This is a genomic window from Mesorhizobium shangrilense, from assembly GCF_040537815.1.
GTDB classification, from domain to species: domain Bacteria; phylum Pseudomonadota; class Alphaproteobacteria; order Rhizobiales; family Rhizobiaceae; genus Mesorhizobium; species Mesorhizobium shangrilense.
This window is the reverse complement of record NZ_JBEWSZ010000001.1, coordinates 2,700,475-2,723,314: the sequence shown is the minus strand read 5'-3', so window position 1 is coordinate 2,723,314 and position 22,840 is coordinate 2,700,475. Positions and strand designations below refer to the sequence as shown.

Genomic DNA, 22,840 nt, shown 5'->3' with positions numbered 1-22,840 from the left:
CTGGAACATGGGATAGGGACCCGGCCACCGACGGCCGGGTCCCGCGATTTCCAGTCGGGAATGACTACTGCGCCCAGGCTTTCCAGTCGGCCTCGTGGGCGGCGATCCAGGCGGCGGCGACTTCTTCCGGCTTCTTGCCGTCGAGATCGACCTCGCCGCTCATCTTGTTGAGTTCGTCGGTGTCGATCGTGTAGTTCTTCGCCACCTTGTAGGCGACCGGCCATTTGTCCTTCATGCCGGACCAGGAGTATTTCCAGATCTCGCCATGCGGCTTGCCGCAGTCATATTTGGCGTCGGGGTTCACGCCCCATTTCGGGTCGTTGTAGCACTCGGGCGTGTATTCGGGGAATTCAACCCATTCGCCCTTGTACTTGGCCGGCGCCCAGTGCGGCGAATAGATCCACAGCATGATCGGCGCCTTGCGTTGATAGGCTGAATCGAGTTCCGCGAACATCGCCGCGTCGGTGCCGGCATGAATGACGGTGAAGGGCAATTTCAGCGCTTCGACACGCTCGTCGTCAAAGCCTTCCCAGGTCACCGGACCACCGAGATAGCGGCCCTTCGGCGCCGTCTCCGCGGTCGAGAAGGCCTCGGCGCATTTCGGGTCCTTCAGCGCTTCCCAATTGGGCAAGCCCGGGCACTTCTCCTTCATGTACTCGGGAAACCACCACTCCTCCTTGGCCTTGGGGCCGAGCTTGCCAAGGCGTTCGGTCTGCCCGGTCGCATCGGACGCCTTCATGGCCTCGCCGGCGGTCGTATCCCAGAATTCCATGCCGACATCGAGGTCACCATTGGTGAGGCCGGTGGTCAGGCTGGAGAGATAGTCCGCGGTCGGATATTCAACCGCGTAGCCGAGCTTTTCCAGGATGCCGCCAAGGATCCTGGCGTTGAGATTGACGCTGGTCCAGTCGAACAGCGCGATCTTGATGGGGTCGTTGGATTCGGGTGCCGCGGCATGAGCGGCTGACATTGACAGGCTGGCGGCGGCGAGCGCGAAAGCGCCGATCGATAATGTCGATAGATGGCTCCGAATTGACATGCTTGTTCTCCTTCAAGCTGGGTTTATCGTTCGTTCCCGTCCTGCGTTTTTTGTTTTGTGATGACTGATGTTTGCGCAAGCTCATTGGCGCCATTCCCCACGCGCGGCTCAAGCTGGTGCAAGCGAAATGGTGCCCAGTTCCGTGATGACGATGTTGTGCCGGAGGGGCCGGCGTCATGACTGCCGATGGATCGCTGCCTGGGCAGTAATCCACTGTTCGGTAGGCTTTGCCGTGCTCTGAAATCCGCGAGCCATCAATGTCCCATGATCTCGGCTGCAGTTTCGGCAAATAACGCAACCGCCGAAGCCGCTTTCATGGGATGAAATTATATATACCAACGTTCATGTCGCGCAACGGCTAATGCCGTGTCGATTGTCGAATCTACAGGCCGGACTTGCGTTGTGTCTATTGTTCGCGTGACCGGACCGGAAACGCCCATTGGGCTGCGCGCGATATGCTCAGAAATAGCCGTCCGACGCGGCCGTGGCTTCCTTCGGTATTTCGACGCCGTCGACGATGATCTTGTCGACCAGTTCGTGATGGAAGCACACCAACCCCTTGATGCGCTCTGCTTCATGAACCGGCTCAGGATAATACCAGACGAGGTTCTCATGGCGCTTGGCGCTCGTCGTCACATGATAGTAGTTGGAGATGCCCTTGTAGGGGCAGCGCGAGATGTAGCGGCTGGGCGCAAACATATCGAGCCGTGTATCGGAGATCGGCAGGTAGTGGCGCACCGGATGGCCGGTCTCGAACAGGAACACGCCGCGGCGTGAATCCGCCACCTGCTCGCCGTCGAGAATGACCTGCACCCGCCGCGACGACGGCAGGCAGTCGACGCGCCGGAACGGATCGCGGGCATGGACGAAAATCTCCTCGTCCTCCTCGTACCAATGCGTCATCTTGGGCCAATAGAAGGACATGTAGTCCGATAGTGGCGGGCAGCCCTTGACCGGATCGAGGTAACGCCACACGGCGTCCTCGACCAGCGTGATACCGGTGTTCAGCGAATAGTGCGTGGCGACGCCCTTGAACGGGCTCTCGGTCGTCGTCCTGCTCGGCAGCAGGAACTCCTCGCGCACGTCGCTCATCGGGAAATAGTAGACCGGCAGATGATCGGATTCGTAGAGCACCAGCGCTTTGGTCGTGTCGGCCACGATCATCGATCCCACCTGCACGCGCAGCCGCTTCCGCATGGGCATGGTGAAGGCGACATAGCCTGGCTCGAAATCATATTGGGTGATGCTGTCGAGCAAGGGAAAATGCGGCCCACGACCGCGTAGATGGGGCTTGCGAATGGTGGCCTCCCGTTTTCTTGTCGTTGAGATCGCGCGCTTGGGCACGATCAGCCTATGGATACGCGATCGAGCAGCAGCCCCGCGGCAATCGGCGGCAAGCCGCTGACATTCTTGCGCACCGGCACCAGCAGATCGGGGAAATAGCTGAAAATGACAGGCGTTTCGTCGAGCAGCAGTTTTTGGATGTCGGAGGCTGCCGTGCGCTGCGCGCCGATGTCGAGCGCCTTCAGATAGCTTGTGACCATGCCGTCATAGGCGGAACTCTTGAAATGCGCCGCGTTCCAGGGGCCGTCGCTGACCAGCGGGCTCTTCAGGAACACGTTCGGCACGCTGCGGTGCGCGTAGTCGGTGATGCCGAGCGGGCTGTCCAGCCAATCCGACTGGCCGAAGACCGCCTTGCCGTAATATTTGTCCTGGTCCTCGATGTTGAGCGAAATGCGTGCACCGATCTGCTTGGCGAAGTTCTGGAACAGCTGTGCGTAGCCCGGAATGTCCGAATAGCGCAGCGTTGTCAGGGTGATGTCGAACCCATCCGCAAGGCCGGCTGCTTCCATGAGCCGCTTGGCCTTGGCTATGTCCTGCACGCGTTGCGGCACTGCCTTGTCGGTCGACGGGAAGGCCGGCGCGAACGGGCTGTCATTGCCGGTCGCGGCCATGCCGCGGCACAGGCCATCGACCAGCTTGGAGCGCTCGATGCATAGCGCCAGCGCCTGGCGCACGCGCTTGTCGGTGAACGGCGCCATATCGCAGCGCATGTGCAACTGCCGGTGCGCGGTCGAAGCGACGCGCAGCACGGTGATGTCGGGGCTGTTGAGCACGACCTGGCTGACATCGAGCGGAATGGCGTCGAGAATGTCGACCTCGCCGGCCTGCAACGCCAGGATTCGCGGCTGCACGTCGCCGTAGAACTTGAATTCGAGCCGGTCGGGCAGCGCCTTCTCGCCCCAATAGTCTGGGTTGCGGATGAAGGTCGCGCCGACCTTCGGCGTGTAGGTCTCCAGCCGGAACGGCCCGGTGCCCTCGAAGGTCTTTTCGTAGTCGCCCTTGTAGCTCGCCGGCAGGATCACGGCGTTGTAGTTGTCGATCGACACCGAATAGGGAAAGTTGCCGTTCGGCGCATCGAGATGGAAAGCGACGGTGTGGTCGTCGACCTTCCTTGTGCCGCCCTTCGACAGCAGGCCCTTGAACACCGAAAGCGCGTTCGAGGCGCCATTGGGATCGGCCAGCCGGTCGAAGGTAGTGACGACATCGTCGGCCTTGAAGTCCTCGCCATTGTGGAACTTCACGCCCTTGCGCAGCTTGAAGGTCCACACACTTCCGTCCTCGTTCGGCGACCAGCTCTCCGCCAGCACCGGCTTCAGGGTGAGATCCGGCTGCGTGACGCAGAGAAACTCGGCGGTCTGGAAAACCAGCTGGTAGCTGCCGCTGTCATAATAGGTGACGGGATCGATGGCGCCGCCGGGTGTGGCCACGCCGGCGCGCACGGTACCGCCCGGCTTGCCTTCGGCACGAGCCTGCTGTGTGCCGAGGCCAGCGGCGGCGACAAAGCTGCCCAGGAAGGGCAGCGAGAGGCCAAGCATGCTGCCGTGGCGCAGGAAATCGCGCCGGTCGATCCTGCCGGCCAGCAATTCGTCGACAGCGGAATTTTCGATTGCGGTGAGATGTCTGCGAGCGGCGTCGATCATCCTGAAATGCTTTGGCATGGCTGCATTCCTCACTTGTCCAAGGGCTTGGCCATCTAGTTCATTGTTGACTGCCGCCGGAAAGCGATATTTTTTGATGGGGGCCATCGAAATTTTCGATGCAAGGGGGTGATGGATGGATACAGAGAATCTGCGCAGCTTTCTCGAAGTTGCCGAACATGGCAGCTTCACCGTTGCGGCCAGCCGGCTCAATCTCGCCCAGTCCACTGTCAGTGCCCGAATCCGTGGCCTGGAGGAGCAATTGGGGCGACGGCTTTTCGTGCGCGATCGCGATGGCGTGACGCTGACGCCAGCCGGCCGACAGTTCCTGCCGCACGCCTCTTCCATCACCCGCACATGGGAACAGTCCAGGCAGGACATCGCCGTTCCCGATGGCTATGAGAGCCTGCTGAGGCTGACCGCGCCCGCCTACCTATGGGACCGCATCACCTCCCCATGGGTCGAATGGATGCGCGCCAGGCGGCCGAACGTGGCGCTGCGGCTGGAAGGAAGTTTCCCCGACCTGGCCATCGACCACCTGGCCGAAGGCCTGCTCGATATCTGCGTCCTCTATCTGCCCAGGCCGCATCCCGGCATCGTCTACGAAACGTTGGCCGTCGACCAGGTCGTGCTTGTCCAGCATGCCGCGCAGACAAGGCCATGGACCGAAAACTACATCCTGATGGACTGGGGGTTGGAATTCCGCATCGAGCACGACCGCGCCTTTGCCGGCATGGTGAAGCCGGCGATATCGGCCGGGCTGGTCTTTATCGGCCTGCAGCATGTGCTGTCGCAGCAAGCGGCGGCCTATCTGCCGCTCAGCGCCGTCAGCGGTCATATCGAACGCGGTGAGATGCGACGCATCGAGGATGCGCCGGTGTTCCAGCGGCCGATCTACCTTGCCTATCCCAGCAACCCTGTCTCGTCGGACGTTCTGGATGTCGCGCTGACCGGACTGCGAACACTGGCCGGAGATTGGATGGAAGGTGAGGGCTTTTCGGAAGGCGACCGCTCCCTGCGCATGGCCGGCCAGATGTGACCGGCCGGGCCGCACGAGCATCGATGACGATACTCGTGTTATGCCGCCTCGATCGCGAGCCCCTTCTGCAATCTCGCAAGCTCCGCATATGGGATGTGGCAGCGGATGGAATGGCCGGGCTGTGCCTCGGCCAGTGGCGGCTCCTGCTGCTCGCAGATCGGGCCGATCTTGCGCGGGCAGCGTGTGTGGAAGACGCAGCCCGATGGCGGGTTGGTGGCGCTGGGGATTTCGCCGTCAAGACGAATACGCGCGGTCTCGGTCTGGTCGAGTTTTGGCACGGCCGACAGCAACGCTTCGGTATAGGGATGATGCGGTCCGGAGAAGACGTCTTCCGATGGTCCGATCTCCATGATGCGTCCGAGATAGAGCACGGCGATCTTGTCGGAGAGGTAACGCACCACGCCAAGATCGTGCGAGATGAAGATGTAGCTGACGTCTTCCTTCCGCTGCAGGTCGGCAAGCAGGTTGAGGATCGCCGCCTGCACGGAGACGTCAAGCGCCGAGGTCGGCTCGTCGCAGACGACAATGCGGGGATCACCGGCGAAGGCACGGGCAATGGCGACGCGCTGCTTCAGCCCGCCTGAGAGCTGGCGCGGCTTGACGGCGAGATGCCGTTCGGTGAGGCGCACCGAGCGGACGAGGTCGTCGAGGCGCGCCTCCTGCGCCTTGCCGGAGAGACCGGCCAGCCGCCTCAACGCGCGACCGAGGATGTGGCGGATCGAATGCGAGCGGTTGAGTGCCGAATCCGGGTTCTGGAAGACGATCTGCATCGCCTTGACCTGGTCGTCGCCACGGTTCTCCAGCTTCGGCGCCAGCGCCTTGCCCTCGAGCTCGATGGTGCCGCCGACATCGGGCGGCACAAGGCCAAGCAGCAGCCTGGCGAAGGTTGTCTTGCCGCTGCCGGATTCACCGACCAGCCCCAGCGTCTCGCCGGGCCGCAGATCAAGCGAGACATCCTTGACCGCGCGCAAGGGATGGCCATGGCTGGCATAGGTCTTGTTCAGCCCGGCGACACGCAGCACCGGTGCGGTTGTCGGCCTGGGTGCGACCGCCACGTCACTGGGCGTGGCGCGCGGAAGGGCCTGCGCCTTGTCGTGATAGTGGCAGCGCGACAAGCGCTTCCCGCGCTCGTCACTCAGATCATAGAGCGGCGGCAATTCGGTGCGGCATCGGTCATCGGCGAGCGCACAGCGGTCGGCGAAGGCGCAGCCCTTGATGGCCACACCAATACCCGGCAAAAACCCCGGAATGGTGTCGAGGCGGCCCTGGTCCTTGCGCTGACCGCCGCGTGGCAGGCAGCGCAGCAGTGCCACCGTATAGGGATGACGGGGGTCGTTGAACACGACATCCGTCGGCCCTTCCTCCACCAGCATGCCGGCATAGAGCACGCCGACCCGGTCGCACATGTTGGAGACGACGGCGAGATTGTGGCTGATGAACAGGATCGACGCCGACAGTTCCTGCCTGAGCTGGGCGATGAGGTCGAGAACCTCGGCCTCCACCGTCGCATCGAGGCCGGTGGTCGGCTCGTCGAGGATCAGCATCGAGGGGTCGTTGGCCAACGCCATGGCAATCGCCACGCGCTGTTGCATGCCGCCGGACAGCTGGTGCGGATAGCGCTGCATGACGCTTGGCGGATCGGAGATGCGCACGCGGTTGAGCATGGCGATCGCCCGCGCCTCTGCCGCCTGTCCGGTTATGCCGCCAAGCTCGAAGATTTCGGTGAGCTGGCGGCCGATGCGGATTGACGGGTTCAGCGCCTTGCCGGGATCCTGGTAGACCATCGAGACGCTTTCGGCGCGGGCACGCCGCAGCGCCTCGCCGTCCAGTTTCATCACGTCCTTGCCGTCGAGCGAGATCGCGCCGCCGGTGATCGAGCCGTTTCTGGGCAAGTAGCGCACGACGGTCAGCGCCACCGTGGATTTGCCACAGCCGGATTCGCCGACCAGCCCATAGGCCTCGCCCTGGCCGATGTTGAGGCTGAGGTTGCGCAGCACCGCCCGGTTGCGGCCGGCGACACGGTAGGCGACCGACAGGTCGTGCAGTTCGAGCGCGTTTTGCGCCTTGGCGGGCTTAGTCATTGAGCGCTCCATGAACGCCGTCGGCAGCCAGATTGACGCCGATTACCAGCGAGGCGATGGCGAGCGCATCGAACAGAACCGTCCACCAGAAGCCGCCGCCGATCATGCCGTAATTGTTGGAGATCGAGAGCCCCCAGTCAGGCGAGGGTGGCTGGATGCCGAAACCCATGAAGGAGAGCGTGGCGACGGCGAAGATGGCATAGCCGAGCCGCACTGTGGTTTCGACCAGGATCGGCGGAATGACGTTGGGCAGGATCTCGACGAACATCGTATGCACGGCACTCTCGTGCCGGAGCTGTGCCGCCGCGACATAGTCGAGCTCGCGTTCGGCCAGCACCGCCGAGCGCACGGTACGAGCGATGATCGGCGCGAAGCTCAGGCCAATGACGATGATGACCGTCGTCTTGGAGGTGCCGAGCGCCACGATGGCGAGCAGTGCGACGATGACCACCGGGATCGCCATGAAGGCTTCGAGGATGCGGCTGACGACATCGTCGACGATGCCGCGAAAATAGCCGGTGAGCAGGCCGAGCGCCGTGCCGGCGACCGTCGCCAGCAAGGTCGCAAGAGGAGCAACGGTCAGGATATCGCGCGAGCCGACAATGACGCGCGAGAAGACGTCACGGCCGATCTGGTCGGTGCCGAACCAGTGTTCGGCAGAAGGCGGTGACAGCGCGTTGATGATGTCGTCGGCGAGCGGATCGTAGGGGGCAAAATGTTCGCCAAACAGCGCGCAGACAACCCAGAACAGCACGATGGCGAAACCGACAAGGAAGGTGCCGGAGCGCATGAGTGAAAACAGCACTTCAGCCAGCGGGCCGCGCCGTCGCGTGTCGTCTTGTGGCGGAGAGGTGGTTGGGACGGCGCTCATTGTTCTGACCCCAGCCGGATACGCGGATTGAGCACGGAATAGAGGAAGTCGGCGATCAATGTCGCCACGGCATAGACGATGCCGATGGTGAGGATGCCCGATTCCAGCATTGGAAAATCCTTGCCGCGCGCGGCGGTGAAGATCAGCGAGCCGATGCCCTGGTAGCGGAACAGCGTCTCGATGACGACGAGGCCGCCGATGAGATAGCCGGTCTGGGTGGCGATGACGGTGATGGTCGGCAAAAGCGCATTGCGCAGCACGTGGCGCCAGATCACCGTGCGCCACGGCAGGCCCTTGAGCACGGCTGTTCGCGTGTAGTCGGAATCGAGCGCCTCGATCATCCCGGAGCGTGCCATCCGCGCGATGTAGCCGAACAGCACCAGGAACAGCGGCAGCGCGGGCAGGATGAGGTAATAGAGCTGGGTGAAGAAGCCGGCATCCTTGGGCCATGCGGCGGATATCGGCAGCCAGCGCAGCCAGACGCCAAAAATCAGGATCAGGATGATGCCGGTGACGAACTCCGGCAGCACCGTCACTGACAGGCCGCCAAGGCTGATGATGCGGTCGAGCGGCCGGTTGAGGTTGAGGGCGGCAATGACGCCTCCCAAAATGCCGATCGGCACCACCAGCACGAAGGCGACCGCCGCCAGCTTCATCGAATTGCCGAGCGCATCGAGGACGAAGGGGGCGACCGGAGAGCGGAAGATGTAGGACGTGCCCATGTCGCCCTGCACGAAGTTGGAGATCCAGCTCCAGTACTGGGCAAGCAGCGGGCGATCGACGCCCAGCGTGTGATTGAGTGCGTCAACCGCGCGTTGGTCGGCAAACGGTCCAAGGATCGCGCGCCCGACATTGCCGGGTAGCACCTGGCCGCCCAGGAACACCATGATGCTCAGCAGGAACAACGTAACCAGTGACAGCGAGACACGCCGTGCAAAGAAGGAAAGAATGGCTAAGACTCCTTGTGGAGCCAGCCCCCATGAGGGAGCTGGCTGTTAGAGGATTGGCTTTCCCTTTTCGTTTTAGGCCTTCGATGCCTTGTCGAGGAACAGCTGCGACATCGCGGTCGGCTGCACGCCGGCCACGCCCTTCGCCGTCGCCGTCAGGTAGTCGTAGAAGTAGCCGAAGATGACCGGCGTTTCCTCGAGCAGCAGGTTCTGGATCTTGCCTGCCGTCGCCTTCTGCGCCTCGAGGTCGAGTGCCGCGATGTAGCTGGTCGCCAGCGTGTCGTAGTCCTTGTTCTTGAAGTGCGCCGCGTTCCAGGTGCCTTCGCTCTTCAGCGGTGCCGCCAGATAGACATTCGGCACGCCACGGTGACCGTAGTCGGTGATGCCCATCACCGAATCCAGCCAGTTCGATTTACCGAACACGGCATCTCCGTAATAGGCACTCTGGTCGAGGATGTTGAGATCGAGCTCGATGCCGATCTCCTTGACCCAGTTCTGGATGAGCTGGGCATATTCGGGGATTTCCAGATAGCGCTCGGTGGTCAGCGTCATCTTGAAGCCCTTGCCAGCGCCGGCGGCTTCCATGAGCTGCTTGGCCTGCGCGATATCACGCTTGCGCTGCGGCACGCTTGCATCGGTCGAAGGATATACCGATGCGAACGGGCTGTCGTTGCCCGCCGAAGCGCGGCCTTTCATCAGACCGGCAACCAGCTTGTCGCGGTCGAGGCTGAGCGCGATGGCACGGCGCACGCGTGGATCCTTCAACGGGCCGTCATCGCAGCGCAGATGCAGTTGCTGGTGCGCTGAAGACTTCAGGCTGATGATGTTGATGTTCGGATCGTTGAGCAGCGCCACGCCGGCCAGAACCGGCATCTGGTTGATGATGTCGACCTGTCCTCCCTGCAGCGCCAGGATCTGCGGCTGCATGTCGGCGAAGAAGGTGAATTCGGTGCGCTCAGGCAGCGCCTTCGGTCCCCAATAGTCCTCGTTGCGGACGAAGGAGGCGCCGACCTTTGCCGTGTATTTCTCGATCTTGAACGGCCCGGTGCCGTCGAAGCTCTTCTCGTAATCGCCCTTGTAGCTCGCCGGGATGATGACGGCGTTGTAGTTGTCGGACGACAGCATGTAGGGGAAGTTGCCGTTCGGCGCGTCGAGGTGGAATTCCACCGTGTAGTCGTCGACCTTCTTGCTGGCGCCCTTCGACAGGATGCCGGTGAACACCGACAGCGCGTTGGATGAGTTGGCCGGATCGGCAAGGCGATCGATGCTGGCCACCACGTCCTCGGCCTTCATTTCGCCGCCGCTGTGGAATTTGACGCCCTTGCGCAGCTTGAAGGTCCACACGGTGCCGTTGTCGTTTGGCTTCCAGCTTTCAGCCAGTGCCGGCTGCAGCACGAGATCGGGGCCGTCGACGCAAAGGAATTCGGCCACCTGCTGCATGACAAGCAGGCCACCCGCATCGGCGATGGTGACAGGGTCGATCGTCGCGGCAGGCACGCTGCTGGCAACGCGTATGGTGGCGCCAGGCGCGCCCTGGGCGCGGGCAAGCGACGGCATGCCACCGAAGCCGGCGGCCGTGGTGATGCCGCCCAGAAGCGGCAGTGACAGGCCGAGCAGGCTGCCGTGGCGGATGAAGTCGCGGCGGCTGACACGACCGTCGACAAGGCCGTCGATCAGGTGGTTTTCGTGCGGCGTGCGGCTGCGCCGGATGAAGTCGAGAATGCGGTAGTCTTTGCTCATGGGTTTAACCCTTTCCCCTGTGTTTTTGTGGTTGACGAATTCCGTGGATGTTCTCCGTATCCCGGTCGCCAATTCGGTTTATCGACCGGACTGTAGCATGCAGTTTTGTCCGGTCCACCAGTCCTTGGCCTGGATGTGTCGGATTCCTGGCTGCGCTGCTTTCACCTGTCCGTGTCCGACCTTCCCGACCGAAGTCGCGGTGGTTGGCTTCTTGTCTCTTGGCCGCCCGTCATCCTCTAGTTCAGCGGCAAACGGCGATAAGTCCCGGGCTTCGCCGGGTCATGATACTTGTTGCACGGTCCTTTCTCGGTAAAGTCTCTGTGACAGGCCGCGAGGTTTTCCCGCGACAACGTGACGCCGAGGCCGGGGCCTTCCGGCACGCACACGACATTGTTCTTCGGCGAAAACGGCCCTTCCTCGGTGACGTCCATCGGCAGCATGCGAAACAGCGACTGGTTGGGCTCCCTGATCCAGCCCAGTGCCGCGCACAGATGCAGGTAGGCGGCGCTGCCGATGCCGCTGTCGCCGCTGTAGCACCAGTAATCGATGCCGGCGTGTTCGCAGGCGCCGACGAAGCGCAGCATCCTGCCGATACCGCCATGCGCCGTCGGGTTGCCGACGAACGCGTCAGGCACCTTGGCTTCCATGGCGCGGGCGATATCGATGTTGTGGGTCGAAAACGGGATCGAGCAATGACGGCGCAACTCGCGCATCTCCTCGATGGTCGCCACCGGGTCCTCCCAGTTGCGCACGCCGAGGTCCTCCAGCGGCCGCGCCAGCCTCCGAGCGGTGCTGAGCGAATAGGCCTGGTTGGAATCGATGCGGATCATCGCGCCGTCGCCGAGTTTCCTGCGGATCAACTCGACCATTTTCAGCGAAATCCTGGGGTCTTCGGTCGAAAATTTGCCTTCGAAGAAGGTCGTGCCGTGTGTCTCGTGCATTTCGACGCAATAGTCGGCGACTTCTTCCGGCGTGGTTTCGCCCTTGACCTTCGGCCCGTCGCCGCGCAGCGAAAAATAGTCGGTGAACGGAATGTCCTTGCGCACGGCGCCGCCGAGCAACTGGTAGAGCGGCTGGTTCCACGCCTTGCCGCGCAGATCCCAGAGCGCCATCTCGATGGCGCCGAAGGCCATGATGCGGGTGCGGTCGTTGATCGACTGCACGCCGGTCCAATAGGGCAGGCAGACATTCTCGGCGCCGGCGATGTCGAAGGCATCGCGGCCGACCAGGCGTTGGGCGAGAACATCGTTGATGATCGCGGCTGCCGCCCATGTCGGCGCCTCGCCGAGACCGACCAAGCCATCCTCGGTCTCGACCTCGACGATGGTCGGCGAAAATCCGTCGAGTTCGCCGAAGACCCACGCATAGGGTGCTTCAAGGCGAAGGTTGATCGGCGTGGCGGTGATGCTGCGTATCTTCATCTCAGCGGCCGATCTCGAAGAAGGGCGCGCCAAGCAGATCGGGAACCACGTCGATGCCGAGGCCCGGTCCATCTGGAATGCCCATGCGGCTGCCGGTGACCGGCGGCATGTTCGATGCCGTGCGCACCGTCACCCATTCATGGAAGGCAATGGCGTGCAGCCGGCGCTCTTCCGGCGTCGACAGCGACAGATGCGCCATGGCGGCGGTGTCGATCTCGGCGCCGCCGGTGTCCTCGACGGTGATCATGAAGCCGAGGTCGACGGCGAGGTCGCGGATCAGCCGCGTCTTCGTCACGCCGCCAAGCCGCGAGATCTTCAGCGTCAGGCCGTCTGCGGCGCCCTTGCGGTGGATCTCCAGCATATCGTCAAGCGACTGGACGGATTCGTCGAGGACCATCGGCTTGTCGAGCGAACGGCGCACGGACATGTTTTCGTCGATTGTCGTACAGGGCTGTTCGAACGTGTAGTCGATGGTCCGTGTCGCATCGGCGAACTGGCGTGCCTGATAGGGCGTCCAGCCGGCATTGGCGTCGCAGAAGATGACGGTGCCCTTCGGCACCGACGCGGCGACTGCCGTCACGCGTTCGATGTCGTCATGGACATTGCCGCCGACCTTGACCTGCAAGCGGTGGAAGCCGTCCTTGACGATCCGCTTGGCCAGCGCGGCCATGGCGTCGACGCTGCCATGGGTGACGACCTTGTAGAGCTCCGCCGTATCGCTCTCCTTGCCGCCAAGCATGGTGACCAGCGGTACATTGGCGGCGCGCGCCGCGAGATCCCAGCAGGCCATGTCGAGCGCGGCCTTGATGTAGGGATGGCCCTTGAACACCGTGTCCATCAGGCGGCCGATGCTGGCAAGCCCGCGCGGATCGTGGCCGATCAGATGGGGCGCGATCTCAACCACGCCGGCGCGCACGCCGGCGGGAAAAGCCGCCGAGTAGAAATTGCCGAGCGGCGCCATCTCGCCCCAGCCGGTCACGCCGCTGTCCGACGTTATGGCGACGATCACGGCGTCGAAGCAGTCGGCGACACGCCCCTTGGACATCCGATAGGGCCCGTCCACGAAGGGCTGCACGACGTGATAGGCTTTTATGGTTTCAATCTGCACGTTGTTTTCCGTTGTCTGGAATGGTCTGAATTCTGGATGTTGCCTTGCCTGCAACCGGCAGTCAGGTGCCTCTCTGCCGGTTGCGCGTTGATGCCGCACGATCAGCCTTGCCTCCCTCCGAGGCCCGCTGCTCGAGGCTGCGCGCGTAGGCGAGCAGTTCTTCGTAATCGAGTTCGATGTGCGCGCGCGCGTGGCGCTGGGCGGCGCGCATGTCGTCGCCTTTCAGCAGCCGCACATATTCCTCGTGCACTCCCTCGGAAGGGACCGGCTCGTTGCGCGCCCGCTGATGCAGCGCGAAATACATCTGCAATCGAGTGGTCAGGCGTTGCCATGTCTCCAGCAGCACCGAATTGTCGGCCCATTCGTAGATCAGGCCGTGCAATTGCAGCGCTGTTTCGATCTGGCGGGTGGTGTCGAGGTCCCGCGTCGCCTGCTTCACGGCCTCATGCCGCCGATCGACCTCATCGAGAAAGCGCTGGTCGCGAAGCGGCCAGGTCAGTTCGATGGCGAACTCGTCGAGCACTTTGTTGAGCGAATAGGCATCGGCGATATCCTTCGCCGTCACGCCGATGACGAAGGTGCCGGCATAGGGGATGCTGGTCAGGATACCTTCCTGCACCAGTTCGCGCATCGCCTCGCGCAAGGGCGCGCGGCTGACCCGCATCTGCTCGGAAATCCTGAGCTCGTTGAGCTTCTGTCCTGGCTCCAACTGCCCGGTCAGGATCGCACGCCGCAGCAGCGCCACGATCTCGGCGCGTCGCGTCGTGTCAGCAATCGGACTGAAATCCGCTTTTGCCATCGAGCCACTCCAAAGGGAACCGAAAGCAAGACAAGCAGATTGTCGACAATCTAACAAGAGCCTTTTTCTGGAAACTCGCTTTCTGTCGGCCCCCCGATGCATGCCGGGTCAACGGGCTCGCACGGCGGTCATACCGAGCCTCAGGCCGCCCGGCCGTAGAAACCGACCCGCTCCTCGTCGCTGAACATCACGCCGGGCTTCTCGTAGTAGGAAAACACCGCGATCATGCGCTCGCGCTCGCCCTCGACGGTGGTGACGCGGTGCGCGGTGTTCTTGCCGCGGAAGACGTTCAGCGTGCCCGGCTTCATGCGGTGTATCTTGGCCTCGGGGTCACGCCCTTCCAGCAGCCTGGCGACACCATCATAATTGGGATTGTCGTCCGACCTGAGATCTGTCCGGTACTCAAGATCGCCACCGCGCTCCGAGCGCTGCAGCAGCAGGGTGGTGGTGAATTCGGAGCGGTCGAAATGCCAGTTCAGAGCCTCGCCAGCCCGATAGGCCATCACATTGGTGCGGGCGAGGGGATCCTGCATGACATGCAGTCTTGTCTTGCTCATTGCCGCCGCCAGGAAGCGCAGCAGCGGTTCGTATTCGTAGATGGCGAGCACGACACTGCCCGGAATCTGGTCGGCGCAAACCGTATGGCTGATGGTCTCGACCTTGCGCAGTGCCGGGTGGTCGGGCGCAAGCTCGGGGATATCAGGCTTGAAGTAGATGTTGTGCATGCGCTTGTGCACATGCGATCGCGTGGCCATGACGGGCTGGATTTCTCGTACCGCCTTTTCGGCAATGCCGGGCCGCAGGAACTCCTCGAGATTGAACATGCCGTCGGCTTCGAGCGCGGCAACGGAACTGTCCACGAGGCGCTTCCATTCAGCGCTGCCTTCGCGGTCGAGCGGGTAGCGGTCGAGGTCGAGAATGTCTTTCATCGTCGTTTGCTCCAAGTTTCCGGACATAGAAGACGACAATTAAATCTTTCTCTCAACGCGGAAAATTATTAGGATTGCGAAAGAAAATCTTTTGGAGATCCGCATGGATCGGCTTCCGCCCCTGAATGCGATCAAGACCTTCGAAGTCGCGGCTCGCACCGGCAGCTTCACGCTTGCCGCCACGGAACTCGGCGTTTCCTCGGCGGCGGTCAGCCAGCAGATACGCAACCTCGAAACCTGGTTCGACAAGCAGCTCTTCGTGCGCAACGGCAATCGCATAACACTGACGGACGCCGGCCACGCCATCTACCCGCAGGCCGCGCGGGCCCTGGGCGACATCGCGGCGATCGGACGGCGCATGCTGGAAGGCGGATTGCGGACGCGTCTCGTCGTCAGCGTGCCGTTCTCGCTGGCAGAATTGTGGCTTGCGCCGAGGCTGGCAGTGCTACTCGATGCTTTTCCGCATATGGCGATCGACGTTCGCGTCGAGGACGACCCCGTCGACCTGGCGCGGCAGGGCATCGACCTTCGCATCAGCTATGGCGACTATCATTATCCTGGCCTGCGGATGGTTCGGCTCGTCCATGACGACGTGCTGCCGGTCTGCGCACCGGAATTCTGGCGCAGGCACGGCAACAACGGCGCCGACCTTGCCGACGTGCATGAGAGCATGTTCATCCACACCAATTGGGGGCCGAATTATGCCTCGCATCCGACATGGACGGACTGGTTCTCGGCCTCTGGAGGCAATCGGTCTCCCGATCCCTCGCACGGTCGACGCGTGGGGCTATCCAGTCTGGCCATCGCCTCTGCGCGGCTTGGTCTGGGCATTGCGCTTGGGCAGCGGGTCATGGCGCGCGCCGATCTTGAAGCGGGCCGCCTGATCGCGCTCTCATCGGTATCCGTGCGCCTCGGGCATCCCTATTGCGCCTTCATCCCGCCGGCCAAGGCTGATCGCGCGGATGTCGCGGGCCTGGTCCAATTGCTCGCAAAAACGGCGCCCCCGACCTGATCGGTCAAGGGCGCCGTCTCTGAAGCCGAGCCTGCGGCGGAGGTCAGGTGGCCGGCTTTTGGGGGAGTGGTGAGACCGGCATTCCCGGTCCGATCTTCTGCAGATTACCCGTGATAACTTGGTCGCCTTCGGAGACACCGCTCAGGATCGCAATCTGGTCGCCATTGGTAGGTCCGAGCGAAACCATGCGTTGGTCGACCGTGTTGCCCTTGCCCAGGACATAGAGATATTTTCCAAGCTGGCTCGAGCCCAGCGCCGTCTGCGGCACCATCAGGGCGTCGGGCTGCTGCCTGATATGCAGGCGCACACGGACATATTGCCCCGGCAGCAGCGTGAACTTGCCGTTGCCGATCGTCGCCCGCGCGGTGATCGTGCCCGTCGAGTGGTCGACCGTATTGTCGATGAAGGTGAGCTGGCCCTTCTGGGTCGGCTCCGTTTCACCGGGGAGCAGGACATCGACGTCGACCGGTCCTGCCGCCTTGGCTTGCTCGATCTGCACCAGATCCGTCTCGCTCGGATTGAAGGTGACGTAGATGGGGTCGAGCTGCACCAGCGTGTTGAGGACGGTGCCGCCGACACTGACCAGTGTGCCCACGGAGGCCTGGTTGCGGCCGATGCGCCCGGTGAAGGGAGCTCGGATTTCGGCGTAGCTCAGATTGAGCTCGGCTGTCTGCACGGCGGCCTGATTGACCGCCAGCGACGCCTCGGCCTCGCGCAAGGTGCTGGTGCGCTGATCGAACACATCCTTGGCGATGTATCCGCTCTTGGCCAGTTCGGTGCCGCGGCCGAGATTGGACCGCGCATAGTCGAGCGTTGCCGCATCGCGCTGGACCTGCGCTTTCGCCTGCTGGAGAGCGGCCTGATAGTCTTGCGGCGCGATCCTGTACAGGAGATCGCCCTGGCGGACATCGCTGCCGTCGTCAGCACTCTGCTCCTGGAGGTAGCCCGGCACACGCGCCTGCAGCGTGATGCTGCGGATAGGCTCGGTGCGCGCGGCATAGTCGAGATAGATCGGGATCGTCTTCTTGACGACATTCACCACCGGCACCGGCATGACGAAGGCCGCCGGAGCGGGTGCGGCACCTGCCGTGCCCGCGTTCAGGCTGAGGTTGCCCATGTCCAGCAAGTGGACGCTGGCCACCGAGATCGCTCCCAGTGCCACGGCCGTTCCCAACGCGATTTTCCATTTACGCATGATCAGTCTCCAATCTTATTCAGCCGCTTCCGCCAGGGGAGGGAGGGCGGGTACGGCAGTTGGTTCAGTGTGATGCGAGACGGGCTCGTCTCCGCCACGGCGCTCGCGCAGTTGTTCGATAACCGCGTAGAAGACGGGCACGAACACCAGCGACAGGATGGTCGCGGCGACCATGCCGCCAAACACGGTGGTGCCGATCGACTGCCGGCTTGCCGCGCCGGCGCCGGTCGCAAACATCAGTGGCAGCACGCCGAGGATGAAGGCGAAGGCCGTCATCAGGATCGGCCGCAACCGCAGTCTCGCCGCTTCCATCGAGGCATCGACGATGCTGAGGCCTTCCTCTCGCCGCCGTCTGGCGAACTCGACGATCAGGATCGCGTTCTTGGCGGCCAGGCCAATCAGCATGACGAAACCGATCTGCGAGTAGACGTCGATCTGCATACCGCGCATCCACAGCGCCACGAAAGCACCGAACAGGGCGAGCGGCACCGCCAGCAGCACCATGAACGGCATCGCCCAGCTCTCATATTGCGCCGCCAGGATCAGGAAGACGAAGACGATGGCGAGACCGAAGACGACGGACGCGATCGATCCTGCCTTGAGTTCCTGGAAGGTGATGCCGGTCCATTCGAAGCCGAAATCCCTGGGCAGTGCGGTGGCGGCGGCCCGTTCCATGGCGGCAACCGCCTGGCCCGAGGAAAAGCCGGGTGCAGCACCGCCATTGATCGTGGCCGAGGCATTGTTGTTGTAGTGCGGCACGGTTTCCGGGCCGACGAAAGGCACGAGCTTGCCCAGCGTGCTGAGCGGCACCATGCCGCCGGAGGCATTGCGCACATAGAGCCGCGAAATGTCGGCTGCGCCCGCGCGTGCATCCTTGTCGGCCTGGATGGTCACCCGGAAGGTGCGGCCGAACAGGTTGAAGTCGTTCACATAGAGCGAACCGAGATAGATCTGCAGCGTGTTGAAGACATCGGGCAGGTTGAGGCCGAGCAGTTTGGCCTTGCTGCGGTCGAGGTCGTAGTTGAACTGCGGCGTCGAGGTCGAGAACGGCGAGAACAGTTGCTGCGGATTGATTTCTGGCTGCTTGCGCGCCTCGGCGATCACGGCTTGCGTGGCGTCGTTGAGCGCTGAGCTGCCGCGCCCGGTGAGATCCTCGACGACGAACTCGAAGCCGCCCGTGGTGCCAATACCCGGGATCGAGGGCGGATCGAAGCTCAGCGCGAAGGCTTCCGGGATTTGCATCAGCTTGCCGCGCACGTCGCCGACGAGCTTTGATGCGCTCTGGTCGGGGCCGCGTTCTTCCCATGGCTTCAGGATGGCGAACTCGACCGCCGAGTTCGACTGCGCCGCGCTGGTCAGGAAGTTCAGGCCGCTGATCGAGCCGACAATGTCGACGCCGGGCGTCGCCTGCAGGATGTCGCGCGCCTTTTTGGCCACCGCATCGGTGCGCTCGAGCGAAGCGCCATCCGGCAACTGGATAACGACGAAGAAATAACCCTGGTCCTCGACCGGGAGGAAGGTCGAGGGCAGGCGCTGCCAGACGAAGTATGTGGCGACCAGTCCGGCCGCGAACAGGCCGAGCATGATCCAGCGCAAACGGATGAGGATGCGCACGCCATGGGCGTAGGCATGCGACATCCGGTCGAATCCCGCGTTGAACCAGCGAAACAGCACGAACTGCGTAGCCGGACGATGGCGCAGGAAGGCTGCGCTAAGCGCCGGGCTCAGCGTCAGCGAGTTGAAGGCGGAAATGCCGACGGAGATTGCGACTGTCAGTGCGAACTGGTTGTAGAGCTTGCCGGAGACCCCGGGAATGAAGGCGACCGGTATGAACACAGCCATCAGCACCGCGGTCGTGGCGATGATCGGGCCGGTGACCTCGGCCATCGCCGCCTTCGTCGCCGCGAGTGGTTTGAGCCCGGCCTCCAGCTGTCGCTCGACATTCTCGACCACGACAATGGCATCGTCGACGACGAGGCCGATGGCCAGCACCATGCCGAGCAGGCTGAGCATATTCAGCGAAAAGCCGAGCATCTCCATGACGACGAGCGTCGCCACCAGCGACACCGGAATGGCGATGGTGGGGATGATCGTCGTGCGCCAGCTCTGCAGGAAGATGAACACGACGGCGACGACCAGGACCAGGGCCTCGCCAAGCGTGATCAGCACGTCATGCATCGACGCCGAGACGAAGCGCGTCGTGTCGTAGTGCATCGCGTAGGAGACGCCCTTGGGGAAGCGGGTCGACAGTTCCTGCATCTTGTCCTTGACGCGCTGCTGCAGATCGAGCGCGTTGGAACCGGGCATCTGATAGACGGCGAGCACCACGGTCGGGTCCTTGCCGAAGAAAGCCGACGACGAATATTGCAGGGCGCCAAGCTCGATGCGGGCGACGTCGCGCAGCCGCACCAGCGAGCCGGATGAGGCGTTGGCGCGCAAGACGATGTCGCCGAACTCCTTGGGGTCGCTCAAGCGGCCGACGGCGTTGACCTGCATTTCGAAGGCGGTACCGGCCGGCGCCGGCGACTGGCCGATCTTGCCAGCCGCAACCTGCACGTTCTGTTCGGCGATGGCGTTCTGCACGTCAACGGCGGTGATGCCCAGATTGGCGAGCTTGTCTGGGTCGAGCCAGACGCGCATTGAATAGCGCCGCTCGCCGAAGATCTGCACGTCGCCGACGCCGGGCAGGCGCTTCAGCGGATCGACGACCTGCAGATAGGCAAGGTTCGAGAGCGCCACCGGGTCAACGGAGCCGTCGGGTGAGGTGAGATTGACGATCAGGACGAAGTTCGGATTCTGTTTCTTGATCGTCACGCCGCCCTGGTTGACGATCGCCGGGAGTGACGAGGCGGCTTGAGAAACGCGGTTCTGCACGTCCACGGCGGCGGTGCTGAGCGAATAGCCGACATCGAAGGTGATGGTGATGGTCGAAGAGCCGTCATTGGAGCTCGTCGACGACATGTAGGTCATGCCCTGAACGCCGTTGATCTGCTGTTCGAGCGGCGTGGTGACCGTATCCGCCACCACCTGCGCGCTGGCGCCGGGGTAGTGGGCGCTGACCACCACCTGCGGCGGCGTGATGTCCGGGAACTGCGAAACCGGCAGCAGGAAATAACAAATCGTCCCGGCGAGCACCATGATGATGGCGATTGCCGAGGCGAAGATCGGACGATGGATGAAGAAGTTTACCACGACACGCATGCCTCGCCGGCTGCCCTGGCCTTGCCGAACGCACTGGCAACCCAGGAGAGGCGTTGGCCCCGCCCTTCATCGGCATTGTCCAGCGTACGAAGCAACGGCACATCGCTGCGCGCGTCTTGCGCATTGGCAAGCGAACGCAACATCCTCTCGAGGGCGCGCGGGTCGACGCCATCGGCTTTCATGACCAGCCGGATCATCGGATCCCGGACGGCTTCATCTATGGTAAGATCGCGGCGCTGTGGCATTGGCCGGCTCCTTGTCTGTCGATTCGCAGCCCATGCTCGCGAACCGTTTTTCATCTCTTCACCGGCCGAGGCCGCATGATCTGCAATCTTTCGCCCATCTCGATCTGGCAGGACCAGTTCACGGCCTTGTTATTGACGAAGGGCGATATAGGTGTTACCAGTAAGTAACATTTGGGAAGTTACAGACCGGTAACATCCTAGTCAAGAGGTGGCCGAGGGTTTTTTGGAAACGAAAGGAGATCATGATGACAGACGGCGTCGTGGAGCGCTCTCGCCCCAGGGATCGAATCCTGGAGACGGCGCGCGACATGTTCCACAAGCACGGCATCAAAGGCGTCGGCGTCGACGCCATCACCGAAGCTGCCGGCACGAACAAGATGACGCTCTATCGTCATTTCGAGTCCAAGGACGATCTCATCATCGAATGCCTGCGCGCCACCGCGTCCAAGGCCGGCGCGATGTGGGACACATTCGAGGCCGAATTTCCTGGCGACAAGCCCGCGCAACTCTATGCCTGGGTGCGCAAGGCCGCCGACATGCTCAACGCTGATAGTCGCGGTTGCGACATGGCCAATGCCGCCGTTGAATTGACCGAGCCCGATCATCCCGCCAGGAGTGTGATCAAGGAACTCAAGGGCGCCCAGCGCGATCGTCTTGTTGCCCTGTGCCGGGATGCCGGCATTGGTCAGGCCGAGCTTCTGGCCGATACCCTGTCGCTGCTGTTCGAGGGCGCGCGCGTCAGCGTGCAGGCGATGGGCACCGAGGGGCCGAGCGCGCAATTCGTGCGGATGGCCGAAGGGCTCATTGCATCGTTCAGGGGCGCCTCGGCGGGCTAGGCTTCAGACCAGGCTTGATGGGCGTGGACGTGGCGGTCTGCCGCGTCCACGAGCATTGCCGTGAGCCGCATCCTGACATTCATGGTTTGCCGGAAATGAAAAAAGCCCGCTGCCGGGAGGAGGTGGCAGCGGGCTCGATTTCGAACGTGGCGCGGGAGGAGGTGCGCCCCATTCAGCGTTGGCATCGCATCTGGGAGGAGTAGATGGCCAACACGGTCAAGCTACGCATTGCCCAACGATTCGGCAATCGCGGATGTTGCATAGCTGCTGTGCAGATTTGCCGGATCACCTAGGGGAATGGCCGTCAGGCCGCGTGTGAAACAGATGCCGGCCGGCCCGAAAATCGCCCGGCTGTCGCAGCCTCGATATCATTGCACCGGAACATTTTCCTTCAAAATCAGCCGTGGCTCAATGAACTTCCTCGTCAGGTATGGCGCCGAAGAAGCGATGGAGCCCAACAGGCGGATGACCGACTGCTCGGCGATCAGCCGCGCATTCTGGTCGATGACGACATCGAGCAGGTCGTCCACCAAGTAGCCACGCGTCTCCCTGGTCAGATCGTGGCAGATGAACACCGGCTTCCTTTGCGGCTTCGCTTCCCGAAGTGCCTTCGCCACGCCGGAACGCCCGGCGCCGACGCAGTAGATGCCAAGCAGTTCCGGCTCGTTGTGCAATGCCTTCATCGTCGCGGTGTAGCTGACTTCCGGCTCGTCGTTGATCTCGACGGCGCTGGTTACGGTCAGGTTGGGAAATTCCTCGCTGAGCACGGAGCGGAAACCCATTTCGCGTTCCTCGTGTCCGCGATAGGAGCGTGAGCCGACGACCATGGCCAGATGGCCGGAGCGGCCACCAAGAAAGCGCCCCATCAACAGCGCCGCCGTGCGGCCGGCAACGCGGTTGTCGATGCCGACATAGGCCGAGCGGGGAGCGGCGGGAACGTCGGATATCATCGTCACCAGGCGAATGCCGGCTTCGACGACCTCGCGCAGGATGTTGCGCGTTCGTGGATGGTCGACCGCGATCACGCCGACGCCATTGGCTTTGAGCGATAGGTTCTCGACCGCGGCCTGCAGCGCGCTCGGTGAAATGCCGGCAAGGTTGTGGATGCGGCAGGATGCGACAAGCGGCAGGCGCGCCGCATAATCCTCGATATATGCAGCCAGATCCATCATGAAGGCATTGCTGCCGATGGGCAGGAAGAATTCGAGATGGGCGGGTCTCGAAGGCAGCGTCACCTGATCCGCGACCGGCAGGTAGCCGAGCTGTTTTGCGGCTTCCATCACGCGCTGCCGGTTGGCGGCGCTGGCACCCGGCCGGTTGTTGAGCACGCGGTCGACCGTGGCGGTCGAGAGGCCGCAGGTCCTGGCGATGTCCGAGACGGTGGCTTTCATGGGCT

General features: G+C 62.9%; 18 protein-coding genes. 3 read left to right on the top strand and 15 right to left on the bottom strand.

Features of this window, described 5'->3' with window-relative positions; all coding sequences use genetic code 11:
* Nucleotides 1-64 precede the first annotated feature (64 nt).
* The 3 genes from ABVQ20_RS13620 to ABVQ20_RS13610 form a co-directional block, all read right to left on the bottom strand.
* Nucleotides 65-1,039, bottom strand: coding sequence for an ABC transporter substrate-binding protein (locus ABVQ20_RS13620; RefSeq protein WP_354460016.1), 975 nt, complete (start codon nt 1,037-1,039; stop codon nt 65-67).
* A 459-nt stretch (nt 1,040-1,498) separates the two neighbouring features.
* Nucleotides 1,499-2,296, bottom strand: coding sequence for a DUF427 domain-containing protein (locus tag ABVQ20_RS13615; RefSeq protein WP_435528341.1), 798 nt, complete (start codon nt 2,294-2,296; stop codon nt 1,499-1,501).
* An 89-nt stretch (nt 2,297-2,385) separates the two neighbouring features.
* Nucleotides 2,386-4,041 carry an ABC transporter substrate-binding protein gene (locus ABVQ20_RS13610; RefSeq protein ID WP_354460015.1) on the bottom strand — a complete coding sequence of 552 codons (1,656 nt, stop codon included), beginning with the start codon at nt 4,039-4,041 and terminating at the stop codon, nt 2,386-2,388.
* Between the two features lie 115 nt (nt 4,042-4,156).
* Between ABVQ20_RS13610 and ABVQ20_RS13605 the strand changes: the two genes are divergently transcribed.
* On the top strand, nt 4,157-5,059 hold the full coding sequence (locus ABVQ20_RS13605) for a LysR family transcriptional regulator (RefSeq protein ID WP_354460014.1): 903 nt from the start codon (nt 4,157-4,159) through the stop codon (nt 5,057-5,059).
* A 38-nt stretch (nt 5,060-5,097) separates the two neighbouring features.
* On the opposite strand, the gene ABVQ20_RS13600 is transcribed toward ABVQ20_RS13605, so the two are convergent.
* The 8 genes from ABVQ20_RS13600 to ABVQ20_RS13565 form a co-directional block, all read right to left on the bottom strand.
* Nucleotides 5,098-7,140 carry an ABC transporter ATP-binding protein gene (locus ABVQ20_RS13600; RefSeq protein WP_354460013.1) on the bottom strand — a complete coding sequence of 681 codons (2,043 nt, stop codon included), beginning with the start codon at nt 7,138-7,140 and terminating at the stop codon, nt 5,098-5,100.
* The gene (locus tag ABVQ20_RS13595) at nt 7,133-8,011 is read right to left on the bottom strand and encodes an ABC transporter permease (RefSeq protein WP_354460011.1); all 879 of its coding nucleotides are present in this window, start codon (nt 8,009-8,011) and stop codon (nt 7,133-7,135) included. The genes ABVQ20_RS13600 and ABVQ20_RS13595 overlap by 8 nt, the downstream gene beginning before the upstream one ends.
* The gene (locus ABVQ20_RS13590; RefSeq protein ID WP_354462175.1) at nt 8,008-8,961 is read right to left on the bottom strand and encodes an ABC transporter permease; all 954 of its coding nucleotides are present in this window, start codon (nt 8,959-8,961) and stop codon (nt 8,008-8,010) included. The genes ABVQ20_RS13595 and ABVQ20_RS13590 overlap by 4 nt, the downstream gene beginning before the upstream one ends.
* Nucleotides 8,962-9,033: 72 nt before the next feature.
* Nucleotides 9,034-10,698, bottom strand: coding sequence for an ABC transporter substrate-binding protein (locus ABVQ20_RS13585; RefSeq protein WP_354460010.1), 1,665 nt, complete (start codon nt 10,696-10,698; stop codon nt 9,034-9,036).
* A 236-nt stretch (nt 10,699-10,934) separates the two neighbouring features.
* Nucleotides 10,935-12,119 (bottom strand): mandelate racemase/muconate lactonizing enzyme family protein, encoded by a 1,185-nt coding sequence (locus ABVQ20_RS13580; RefSeq protein WP_354460009.1) that lies wholly within the window; start codon nt 12,117-12,119, stop codon nt 10,935-10,937.
* Nucleotide 12,120: 1 nt separating this feature from the next.
* The gene (locus ABVQ20_RS13575; protein ID WP_354460008.1) at nt 12,121-13,227 is read right to left on the bottom strand and encodes a mandelate racemase/muconate lactonizing enzyme family protein; all 1,107 of its coding nucleotides are present in this window, start codon (nt 13,225-13,227) and stop codon (nt 12,121-12,123) included.
* A gap of 61 nt (nt 13,228-13,288) precedes the next feature.
* The gene (locus ABVQ20_RS13570; protein WP_354460007.1) at nt 13,289-14,026 is read right to left on the bottom strand and encodes a GntR family transcriptional regulator; all 738 of its coding nucleotides are present in this window, start codon (nt 14,024-14,026) and stop codon (nt 13,289-13,291) included.
* Nucleotides 14,027-14,166: 140 nt separating this feature from the next.
* Nucleotides 14,167-14,955, bottom strand: coding sequence for a HalD/BesD family halogenase (locus tag ABVQ20_RS13565; protein WP_354460006.1), 789 nt, complete (start codon nt 14,953-14,955; stop codon nt 14,167-14,169).
* A gap of 103 nt (nt 14,956-15,058) precedes the next feature.
* Between ABVQ20_RS13565 and ABVQ20_RS13560 the strand changes: the two genes are divergently transcribed.
* Entirely contained in the window at nt 15,059-15,967 is a 909-nt protein-coding gene (locus ABVQ20_RS13560; RefSeq protein ID WP_354460005.1) for a LysR substrate-binding domain-containing protein, read from the top strand.
* Between the two features lie 43 nt (nt 15,968-16,010).
* Here ABVQ20_RS13560 and ABVQ20_RS13555 read toward each other — a convergent pair whose 3' ends face one another.
* Genes ABVQ20_RS13555 through ABVQ20_RS13545 form a run of 3 tightly spaced genes read right to left on the bottom strand, consistent with a single transcriptional unit; the run spans nt 16,011 to nt 20,608 of the window.
* Nucleotides 16,011-17,162, bottom strand: a complete 1,152-nt coding sequence (locus ABVQ20_RS13555; RefSeq protein WP_354460004.1) for an efflux RND transporter periplasmic adaptor subunit — start codon at nt 17,160-17,162, stop codon at nt 16,011-16,013.
* Between the two features lie 15 nt (nt 17,163-17,177).
* Nucleotides 17,178-20,354 carry an efflux RND transporter permease subunit gene (locus tag ABVQ20_RS13550; RefSeq protein WP_494337955.1) on the bottom strand — a complete coding sequence of 1,059 codons (3,177 nt, stop codon included), beginning with the start codon at nt 20,352-20,354 and terminating at the stop codon, nt 17,178-17,180.
* Complete coding sequence (locus ABVQ20_RS13545) at nt 20,348-20,608, bottom strand: hypothetical protein (protein WP_354460002.1); 261 nt, start codon at nt 20,606-20,608, stop codon at nt 20,348-20,350. Before ABVQ20_RS13545 ends, ABVQ20_RS13550 begins: the two co-directional genes overlap by 7 nt.
* 245 nt (nt 20,609-20,853) lie before the next feature.
* Between ABVQ20_RS13545 and ABVQ20_RS13540 the strand changes: the two genes are divergently transcribed.
* A complete protein-coding gene (locus ABVQ20_RS13540) occupies nt 20,854-21,444 on the top strand; it encodes a TetR/AcrR family transcriptional regulator (protein WP_354460000.1) in 591 nt (196 codons plus the stop codon).
* A gap of 368 nt (nt 21,445-21,812) precedes the next feature.
* Here ABVQ20_RS13540 and ABVQ20_RS13535 read toward each other — a convergent pair whose 3' ends face one another.
* Complete coding sequence (locus tag ABVQ20_RS13535) at nt 21,813-22,835, bottom strand: LacI family DNA-binding transcriptional regulator (protein WP_354459999.1); 1,023 nt, start codon at nt 22,833-22,835, stop codon at nt 21,813-21,815.
* Nucleotides 22,836-22,840 lie beyond the last annotated feature (5 nt).